The sequence below is a fragment of the Streptomyces sp. 8L genome (genome assembly GCF_020176795.1).
Taxonomy (GTDB): domain Bacteria; phylum Actinomycetota; class Actinomycetes; order Streptomycetales; family Streptomycetaceae; genus Streptomyces.
Window position 1 is genome coordinate 1 of the sequence record NZ_JAIUKE010000255.1, and the last position, 9429, is coordinate 9429.

At 71.8% G+C, this 9429-nt stretch carries 8 protein-coding genes and 1 pseudogene; 3 read left to right on the forward strand and 6 right to left on the reverse strand.

Going from position 1 to position 9429, the window contains the following annotated elements:
• Positions 1-54 precede the first annotated feature (54 nt).
• Together LCE31_RS21325 and clpB are read right to left on the reverse strand one after the other, a co-directional pair.
• Entirely contained in the window at positions 55-588 is a 534-nt protein-coding gene (locus LCE31_RS21325; protein WP_225016509.1) for a YbjN domain-containing protein, read from the reverse strand.
• Positions 589-1090: 502 nt separating this feature from the next.
• Positions 1091-3682: pseudogene (clpB, locus tag LCE31_RS21330) on the reverse strand (ATP-dependent chaperone ClpB); the annotation flags it as partial.
• Between the two features lie 164 nt (positions 3683-3846).
• Between clpB and LCE31_RS21335 the strand changes: the two are divergent.
• On the forward strand, positions 3847-4293 hold the full coding sequence (locus LCE31_RS21335) for a pyridoxamine 5'-phosphate oxidase family protein (protein WP_225016511.1): 447 nt from the start codon (positions 3847-3849) through the stop codon (positions 4291-4293).
• 122 nt (positions 4294-4415) lie between these two features.
• On the opposite strand, the gene LCE31_RS21340 is transcribed toward LCE31_RS21335, so the two are convergent.
• Together LCE31_RS21340 and LCE31_RS21345 are read right to left on the reverse strand one after the other, a co-directional pair.
• Positions 4416-4736, reverse strand: a complete 321-nt coding sequence (locus LCE31_RS21340; RefSeq protein ID WP_225016513.1) for a (2Fe-2S)-binding protein — start codon at positions 4734-4736, stop codon at positions 4416-4418.
• On the reverse strand, positions 4733-5020 hold the full coding sequence (locus LCE31_RS21345; protein WP_225016515.1) for a hypothetical protein: 288 nt from the start codon (positions 5018-5020) through the stop codon (positions 4733-4735). The genes LCE31_RS21340 and LCE31_RS21345 overlap by 4 nt, the downstream gene beginning before the upstream one ends.
• A gap of 131 nt (positions 5021-5151) precedes the next feature.
• On the opposite strand from LCE31_RS21345, the gene LCE31_RS21350 reads away from it, so the two are divergent.
• Positions 5152-6135, forward strand: coding sequence for a helix-turn-helix transcriptional regulator (locus LCE31_RS21350; RefSeq protein ID WP_225016517.1), 984 nt, complete (start codon positions 5152-5154; stop codon positions 6133-6135).
• Between the two features lie 127 nt (positions 6136-6262).
• Entirely contained in the window at positions 6263-7234 is a 972-nt protein-coding gene (locus LCE31_RS21355) for a helix-turn-helix transcriptional regulator (protein ID WP_225016518.1), read from the forward strand.
• A 357-nt stretch (positions 7235-7591) separates the two neighbouring features.
• On the opposite strand, the gene LCE31_RS21365 is transcribed toward LCE31_RS21355, so the two are convergent.
• Positions 7592-8068 (reverse strand): heat shock protein transcriptional repressor HspR, encoded by a 477-nt coding sequence (locus LCE31_RS21365; protein WP_225016537.1) that lies wholly within the window; start codon positions 8066-8068, stop codon positions 7592-7594.
• 4 nt (positions 8069-8072) lie between these two features.
• On the reverse strand, positions 8073-9263 hold the full coding sequence (gene dnaJ, locus LCE31_RS21370; RefSeq protein WP_225016539.1) for a molecular chaperone DnaJ: 1191 nt from the start codon (positions 9261-9263) through the stop codon (positions 8073-8075).
• Positions 9264-9429 lie beyond the last annotated feature (166 nt).

Below are 9429 nucleotides of genomic sequence, written 5' to 3' on the forward strand. Positions count from 1 at the left end.
GCCCCCGGCACCGTGCGGTGGCGGGGGCCGGTGGGTCGGCTTGCTCGCGGGGTGCTACACGTCCTCGGGCTTCTCGTCGCCCGGTTCGAGCCCCAGCTGCTCCACGAGCCACTTGTCGAACTCGATCGACGCGCGCACCCAGCTGACCGTGGACGACACGAAGTGGTCGATGCCCACTCCGGTGCCGATCAGCATCTGGGCCTCGCCGATGAGGCGGACGGTCGGCGGGCCGTCCTCCTCCTCGTGGACGTGGCTGTAGACCTTCGGCCACAGGGTGCGCCGGTTCCAGTCGTCGATCAGCTCCAGGAGCTGGAGCTTCCCGTCGACCTGGTGCGGCCGGTCGTAGAACGTGCGCACGGAGAAGACCTGCTGCTCCTCGTCGCCGCGGAACATGAAGTACGTGCGGAATTCCTCCCACGGCGCCGCGAGGTCGCCCTCGTCGTCGACGACGTACTTCAGCTCCATCTGGTCGAGGAGCTGCTTGACCAGGTCCTGGTCCGGGACGACGACGGGAGCCGCGCCTCCGGAAGCCGGCTCCGGCTCGGGACGTCCCCCGAAGTTTGGAATCGAGGACGGATCGATGCTCACCGTGTTCTTCCCTTCGTACGGTTCCCGCCATCCTCCCTCATCGCGGCCGGGAAATGGCAAGCCAGGTGGGCGCGGGTCCGGCGTTTACCTGCCCGTCCCTCCGCCGCCCCAGTCGCCTGCCCGCCGGGGGCGCGCCTACACCGCCGCGGGCCCGGCGCCGCCACGGAACCGGCGTACCGACGTCGGGCGTGCGCACGCCCGGGGGGCCGGGGGGGGGGGGGGGGGGGGCGGGGGGGGGGGCGGGGGGGGGGGGGCGGCGGGGGCGGGGGGCGCCCCCCCGCGGGGGGGGCGGGGGGGGGGGCCNNNCCCCCCCCCCGCCCCCCCGGGGCGCGCCCCCCCGGGGGGCGCGGCCCCCCCCCCCCCCGCCCCGGGCCCGCCCCCGGGGGGGGGGGCCCGGGCCGCGCGTGGGTCACAGCGTCTTCGCGGGCCGCTCCCCGGCGTCATCGGCGCCTTCCGTGCCCTCGGAGACCTCGGAGCCCTCCGCCGCGAGAGCCTCGTCGACCCCGGCCGCGGGGCCGACGATCAGGCCCTCGCCGAAGCGGTCCACCCGTACGGTGTCGCCGTCGGTCACCTCGCCCGAGAGGATCTCCTTCGCGAGCCGGTCGCCGATCGCGCTCTGCACCAGGCGGCGCAGCGGACGGGCGCCGTACGCCGGGTCGTTGCCCTCCTCCGCCAGCCAGTCGAGCGCCGCGGGGGTGACGTCCAGCGTCAGCCTGCGCTCGGCCAGGCGCTTCGCGAGCCGGTCCACCTGGAGCCGGGCGATGCGCGCCAGCTCCTCGCGGTTCAGGGCCGAGAAGACCACCATGTCGTCGAGCCGGTTGAGGAACTCGGGCTTGAAGGACGACCGTACGACCGCGAGCACCTGCTCGCGCTTCTCCTCCTCCGACGGGCCCGTCTCCACCAGGTACTGGCTGCCGAGGTTCGACGTCAGCACCAGGATGACGTTGCGGAAGTCGACCGTCCGGCCCTGGCCGTCGGTCAGGCGCCCGTCGTCCAGCACCTGGAGCAGGACGTCGAACACCTCGGGGTGCGCCTTCTCGACCTCGTCGAGCAGCACCACCGCGTACGGCCTGCGCCGCACCGCCTCGGTGAGCTGGCCGCCCTCCTCGTAGCCGACATAGCCGGGAGGGGCGCCGACGAGCCGTGCGACGGAGTGCTTCTCGCCGTACTCGCTCATGTCGATGCGGATCATGGCGCGCTCGTCGTCGAAGAGGAAGTCCGCGAGCGCACGCGCCAGCTCGGTCTTGCCGACGCCGGTCGGGCCGAGGAAGAGGAACGAGCCGGTCGGCCGGTCGGGGTCCGAGATCCCGGCGCGCGTGCGGCGCACCGCGTCGGACACCGCCCGTACGGCCTGGGTCTGGCCGATCAGCCGCTTGCCGAGCTCGTCCTCCATGCGCAGCAGCTTCTGCGTCTCGCCCTCCAGCAGGCGGCCCGCGGGGATGCCGGTCCAGGCGGCGACCACATCGGCGATGTCGTCGGGGCCGACCTCCTCCTTGACCATGGTGTTCTTCTCGCTCTCCTGCTCCTCCTCCTCGGCGGCGGCCTCCGCGAGCTCCTGCTCCACCGCAGGGATCTCCCCGTACAGCAGCTTGGAGGCGGTGTCGAAGTCGCCGTCGCGCTGCGCGCGCTCCGCCTGGCCGTGCAGCTCGTCGATGCGCTCCTTCAGCTCACCGACGCGGTTGAGGCCCTTCTTCTCCTTCTCCCACCGCGCGGTCAGGCCGCGCAGCTCCTCCTTGCGGTTCTCCAGGTCGCGGCGCAGCTTCTCCAGGCGCGCCACCGAGCCGGGGTCCGACTCGTTCTTCAGCGCCAGCTCCTCCATGCTGAGCCGGTCCACCACGCGCTGGAGCTCGTCGATCTCGACGGGCGACGAGTCGATCTCCATGCGCAGCCGGGACGCGGCCTCGTCCACCAAGTCGATGGCCTTGTCCGGCAGGAAGCGCGACGTGATGTAGCGGTCGGAGAGCGTGGCGGAGGCGACCAGCGCGGCGTCCGCGATCTGCACCTTGTGGTGCGCCTCGTACCGGCCCTTGAGACCGCGCAGGATCGCGATGCTGTCCTCGACCGAGGGCTCCGCGACCAGCACCTGCTGGAAGCGGCGCTCCAGCGCGGCGTCCTTCTCGATGTGCTCGCGGTACTCGTCCAGCGTGGTGGCGCCGACCATGCGCAGTTCGCCGCGCGCCAGCATCGGCTTGAGCATGTTGCCCGCGTCCATGGCGGAGTCGCCGCCCGCGCCGGCGCCGACGACGGTGTGCAGCTCGTCGATGAAGGTGATGATCTGGCCGTCGCTGTCCTTGATCTCGGACAGGACGGTCTTCAGGCGCTCCTCGAACTCGCCGCGGTACTTCGCGCCCGCGACCATCGCGCCGAGGTCGAGCGAGATCAGCCGCTTGTTCTTCAGCGACTCGGGCACGTCGCCCTTGTCGATGCGCTGCGCGAGGCCCTCGACGACGGCGGTCTTGCCGACGCCGGGCTCGCCGATGAGCACCGGGTTGTTCTTCGTGCGGCGGGAGAGGACCTGCACGACGCGGCGGATCTCGTGGTCCCGGCCGATGACCGGGTCGAGCCTGCCCTCGCGCGCGGCGGCGGTGAAGTCCGTACCGAACTTCTCCAGCGCCTTGTAGTTCCCCTCCGGATCGGGTGTGGTCACCCGGCGTCCTCCCCTGGACTTCTCGAAAGCGTCGGAAAGCTTTTCGGCGGTGGCCCCCTGGCCCGCCAGCACCTCACCGGCCTGGCCGCCCTTCGCCGCGATGCCGATGAGCAGGTGCTCCGTCGACACGAACTCGTCACCGAGATCGCGGGCCCGCGCGGTCGCGTCCGCGATCACGGCGAGCAGGTCCCGGTTGGCCTGCGGCGGCGCGACGGTGGACCCGGCGACGCTGGGCAGCCCGGCCAGCAGCCGCTCCGCGCCCGAGCGCACCGCGGCCAGGTCGGCCTCGACGGCCGACAGCAGATCGGTCACATTCTCGTTGTCCTGCCCCGCGAGCAGCGCGAGCAGAAGATGGGCGGGTGTCAGATCCGGATGCCCCTCGGCCACGGCGCTGTTGCTCGCGGCACTGATGGCTTCCCGGCTCCTGTTGGTCAGCTCGGCGTCCACGTGCGCTCTCTCCTCCTGTCCCTCAATCCTGACTATACGAACCTGCGTAAAGTTGAGTCTATTCCACTCAACCCCAAAACGGGACCCGGAGACGTCCCTGATCGCACCCTGATCGCACCCGGACGGGCCCCGGCCGCCCCCGGGGCCGGACCTAGGCTCATGGCATGACGCACGACATACGCGACCCCGGCCCCGAGTTCCTGGAGTTCTGGCGGGACCGGCACTTCTGCACCCTGGCCACCCGGCGTCCGGACGGCTCGCCGCACCTGGTGCCGGTCGGTGTCACCTACGACCCGGAGACGGGGCTCGCCCGCGTGATCGCCAACAGGCACAGCAGGAAGGTCGCGAACATCCTGGCGGAGACGCGCAGGGAGGCGGATGCGCGGGCTGGGGCCTCAACGGACGGCGCGCCGGGCGCGCGGGTCGCGGTCTGCCAGGTGGCGGCGGGCCGCTGGGCCACACTGGAGGGCCGGGCGAGGGTCCGCACGGACCCGGAGGCCGTCGCCGATGCGGTGGCGCGCTACGCGGAGCGCTACAGCCGTACGCCGGCCCCGAACCCGGACCGCGTGGTCATCGAGATCACCCTCGACCGGGCGATGGGCCGCCCCTGACCCGACGCGGCGGAGCGCCACCCGCGTCCGGGCAGCACAACGGCGCCATCGCGTTTCAGGTCCACGATGGCGCCGTTGTGTGGGGGAAGCGCCTGAGCGACTAGTTACGACGGGGGAATCGCTCAAGCACTGCGGGGGGTGGCTGTGTGGGGTTGTGGTCCTACGAGCTCATGATCCCGCCGATCGAGGTTAACAAAAATCATGTCATACCTGATGCAGCATCGGACCATTTGCGGTGCGCCGCGGGGACGGCGCAAGCAGCGGTACGCACGGACGTCGTCGTCCTCCTCGCGCACGACGAGCACGGGCTCTCCGAACAGTGTGACCCTCAACGAGTCCCCGCGCCGCGGAATCGCGGACACGAGATCGATGAAGTGCCACCCCGACCGGTAGGCCGCGGCCATCTCGCGCCGAAGGCTTCTGTCGTCCGCAGGGGTTGTCATGCCGTCGTGGTTCCGGGCACCGCACCGTTCTCGTGCGCACCCGAGGGCTGGCTGCCCCAACCGCTGTCACCGGGATCGAGGTAGTGACCGGCGGAAGAGCCGAACGGTGTCGCGCCCCAGCCGCTGTCGGCGAGATAGTGACTCGCGGAGGAGCTGAACGGCTTCGCGCCCCAGCCGCTGTCACCCTGCGTGACCGAGGTACTGGCGATACCGCTGAGAACTCCGCCCACAACTGCTGCGGAGAGGGCTGCGGCCACGGTGAAACGGAGCGTTCTCTTACGCATAGTCGGCTTCGTCCCTATCTGATGAGTTCCTCTTCCCCCGGCTCAAAGAACGATGACTCATCCAGGCACGTCAACGCCACAGGGACGATGCATCATGTTCTTGCACGTACAGGACCCTGGGGGGTGGGCAAATGGCGCCGACAGAGATAAAGCAGACACATCACCACGAGCTGAGTGAGTTGTGTGACGAAGGAGCACAGCTCTACGCCACCGCACTCACTGCCGGTCGCATCCTCAGGACGGAGGCGGAGGCGGCCCCCTGCCTGCTGGAATTCGCCCTTCTGCGTCCAGATCCTGACGACCCGAACTGGCTGAGACCCGTTCCGCCGTCGGTCGCGCTCACCCAGCGGCTCCACCCCATCGAACGCGAGATCCAGGAGCGCAGGAAACTGACGGTCGATCTCGCCGAGTCCTTCGAGCCCTTCCTCGCCATCAGCGCGAGGAGCCCCGCGCCGACGCACTCGATCACCGTCCTGGAGGGGATAGACCGGATCAACGCCGCGCTCAACCTGGCCACGTCGGAGTGCAGGACCGAGATGCTGACCGTCCAGCCGGGCGGCGGGCGGCGCGAGAACATCCTCAACCAGGCCCTGGAGCGGGACCAGCCGCTCATCGACCGCGGCGTCAGCATGCGCACGCTGTACCAGCACACGGTCCGCCACAGCCAGGGGACGCTGGCCTACGTGAGCCGGCTGGCCAGCGGGTCCGTCGAGATACGCACACTCGAGGAACTCATCGGCCGCATGATCGTCTGCGACGACACCGTCGCCTTCATCCCGGCCGGGGACGACCCCGAAGTCGCCCTGGAACTGCGCCATCCCGGCCTGGTCACCTACCTCATCAAGGTCTTCGAGCAGCTCTGGCGCCTCGCCACCCCCCTCGCGGAGCAGGTGGCCTACGGGCCGACCTCGGGCGGCGTGACCGGCGTCCAGCGCTCGATCGCGAAGCTGCTGGTCGAAGGGCTGGTGGACGAGGCCATCGCACGGCGTCTCGGCATGAACGTACGTACCTGCCGCGCGCACATCGCCAAACTGGCCGCATCCCTGGGCAGTGGCAGTCGCGCACAACTCGGTTATCTCATCGCGCAGTCGGGGATATTGGATCACAGCAACTGACAGTGACGCTCTCCAACCGTGCGCGAACGGGCCCGTACGTATGGTGAGATACGCTGCCCGACCGTTGATCCCGGGACAAGACGGCGGGGTCTGCGTAGATCGGAAGTTCCGATTCTTGAAGGTGGGGATGGCCGAAGAAGCCGCCTTTGACCACGGGGCCCTGCTTCCCGTAGAGGCCAGGAAGCTGTACGCACGGCTCGCCGCCGGGGAATCCGTGCCGCGGGGCACGCCGGGCATCGCCGTCCTTGAGGAGCGCGGCCTCGCGATCCGCGACCCGGTCAGCGGCCTTCTCACGGCGGTCGGACTCGACCACGCCGAGCAGCGCCTGCGCCAGTCCGTCTCGGAAGCCGTGTCCCGCTCGATGGAGCTGTTCGCCGACCTTCCCGCCGTCATGAACGATCTGCGTTCGCGGCTGCCGTCCGGCGAGGATTCCGCGCCCTCCGCGTCCGTCTTCCTGGAAGGCACGGACGCGGTCAACCGGCTGATCAGCGCGGCCAGCGACACGGCGCGCGAGGAAGTGATGTCGGCAAGGCCGGGGCCCCGCTCCCGCCGCACTCTCGCGCTGACGGAGGACAGGGACGCGAAGATGCTCCAGCGGGGCATCGCCGTGCACACCCTCTACCACGTGAGCAGCCGGGGGAATCCGGCCGTCCACGACCGGGTCCGGTTCATGGCGCCGAAGGGCGGACGGTTCCGCACCCTGGCGAGCCCGTTCCTCACGATGGTCGTCTTCGACCGAAGACAGGCGTTCCTCGCCGACAGCCTCGAAGGCCGCCCGACCCACGCCGGCGCCTGGCACGTCCGCGACCCCGCCGTGTGCGCGTTCCTCGCCGACGTCTTCCAGCAGCAGTGGGACCGCGCCGACGACTGGTTCAGCCCCGCCCCCGCCGACGACGACATCGTCAGTACGCCGCTCCAGCGCGCCATCCTGCGCGAACTGTGCGTCGGGCACGACCAGCAGCAGATCGCCAAGGCACTCGGCTACAGCGCGCGCACCATCAACGCGCACCTCACCGATCTGCGCGGCCGCCTCGGCTTCCGCACGGTCTATCAGCTGGTCCACTGGTGGGCCGTCAGCCCGGAGCGCGAACTCGACTGACAGGGGCACGGGCGGCGCAGGGCGTACGGCGCGTGCTCAGCATACGAGTGAGGGGGGGGGGGCCCCGGGCGGGGGGCCCCCCCCCCCCCCCCCCCACCCCCCCCCCCCCCGCGGGGCCCCCCGCCCCCCCCGGCCCCCCGCCCCGCCCCGCCCCCCCCCCCCCCGCCACCCCCCCCGCCCCCGGGGCCCGGGGGGGGGGGGGGGGCGGGGGGGGGCCCAACACCCGGGGGGGGGGGGGGGCCCCGGGGCCCCCCCCCCCCCCCCCCACAACACCTCTCACCCGGGCCCTGCGCGGTCCCTCGTGTCACTCCGGGCACGCGGCCCGGCACGTCACTCCCGGCACGTCAGAGCCCCGCGTCACTCCGGGCGCTTCGGGCGCCACACGACCAGCGCGCTCGCCTGCCGCACATCCTCGTACGGCACCAGATCGCGCCGATACGAGGCGTGCACCTGCGCCTCGCGCTGCCGCATCGCCGCCGCCGCGCCGTCGACCGCGGCGCCCAGCTCCGCGACCCTCGCCTGCAACGCGGCGACCTGGTTCTCCAGCTCGATGATCCGCTTGATGCCGGCCAGGTTGATGCCCTCGTCCTGCGACAACTGCTGTACCTGACGGAGCAGTTGGATGTCGCGCGCCGAGTAGCGTCTGCCGCGCCCGGCCGTGCGGTCCGGGGAGACGAGCCCGAGCCTGTCGTACTGCCGGAGCGTCTGGGGGTGCAGCCCGGACAGTTGGGCCGCCACCGAGATGACGTAGACCGGGGTCTCCTCCGTCAGCTCGTACGCCCCGCCGAAACCGGCGGAGACGCGGCGCCTGGCGCCGCCGCCGTCCCTGTCCATGCCGTCATGCTCCCTTCGCTGCCTGGAACAACTCCGCCCTCGGGTCGTCGCCCGCGGTGGCCTTCCGGTACGCCTCCAGCGCGTCGCGGGCGTCGGTCCCGAGGTCCTTCGGCACAGTCACCTCGACCGTGACGAGCAGGTCCCCGCGGGTGCCGTCCTTGCGTACGGCGCCCTTGCCGCGGGCACGCATGGTGCGCCCGTTGGGTGTGCCCGCCGGCAGCTTCAGCGTCACCGGGGGTCCGCCCAGGGTCGGCACCTTGACCTCGCCGCCGAGCGCCGCCTCGGGATACGTGACCGGCACGGTCACGGTGAGGTTGTCGCCCTTGCGGCCGAACACGGGATGCGTACCCACATGGACGACGACATAAAGGTCGCCGGCCGGGCCGCCGCGCTCGCCGGGGGTGCCCTTGCCGCGCAGCCTGATGCGCTGCCCGTCCGAGACGCCCGCGGGGATGCGGACCTGGATGGACCGCGACGACTTGGCGCGCCCGCTGCCCTTGCAGACGTCGCAGGGGTCCTGGGCGATCAGCCCGCGGCCCTTGCAGTCGACGCACGGGTCGGTCAGCGAGAATCCGCCGCCGGTGCCGCGCGACACCTGCCCGGTGCCGACGCAGGTCGGGCACACGCGGGGCGTGCCGTTCTTGTCGCCGGTGCCCGAACACGCCTTGCAGGGCGCCTGGCTGGACATCCTGAGCGGGACGGTCGCCCCGTCGACGGCCTCGGTGAAGTTCAGCGTCACCTCGGACTCGATGTCCTGGCCGCGGCGCGGCTGTGTACGCGTACCGCCGCCACCGCCGCGGTTGAACAGCCCGCCGAAGACGTCCCCGAGGCCGCCGCCGAAGCCGCCGGGCGCGCCGGCGCCGCCGCCCTGGGGGCCGCCGCCGAAGAGGTCGCCGAGGTCGAAGTTGAACGTCCCACCGCCGCCACCGCCGCCGGGACCCGGGCGGAATCCGCCGTTCCCGAACAGACTGCGCGCCTCGTCGTACTCCTTGCGCCGCTTCGCGTCGCCGAGGATGTCGTTCGCCTCGGAGATCTCCTTGAAGCGCTCCTCGGCCTTCGCGTCACCCTTGTTGGCGTCCGGGTGGAACTCGCGCGCGAGTTTCCGGTACGCCTTCTTGATCTCGGCTTCCGTGGCGTCCTTGGGGACGCCGAGGACCTTGTAGTAGTCCTTCTCGACGAAGTCCTTGGTGCTCACTCCCGACGTCCCTCCTCCCGATACCGATACCGGTCACGATGCCGGCGGGGGGGGGGGGGGGCCCCCCCCCCCCCCCGCCCCCCCCCGGCGCCCCCCCGGGGGGGGGGGGGGCGGGGGGGCGGGGGGGGGGCGCGGGGGGGGCCCCGCCCCCCCGCCCCCCGCCCCC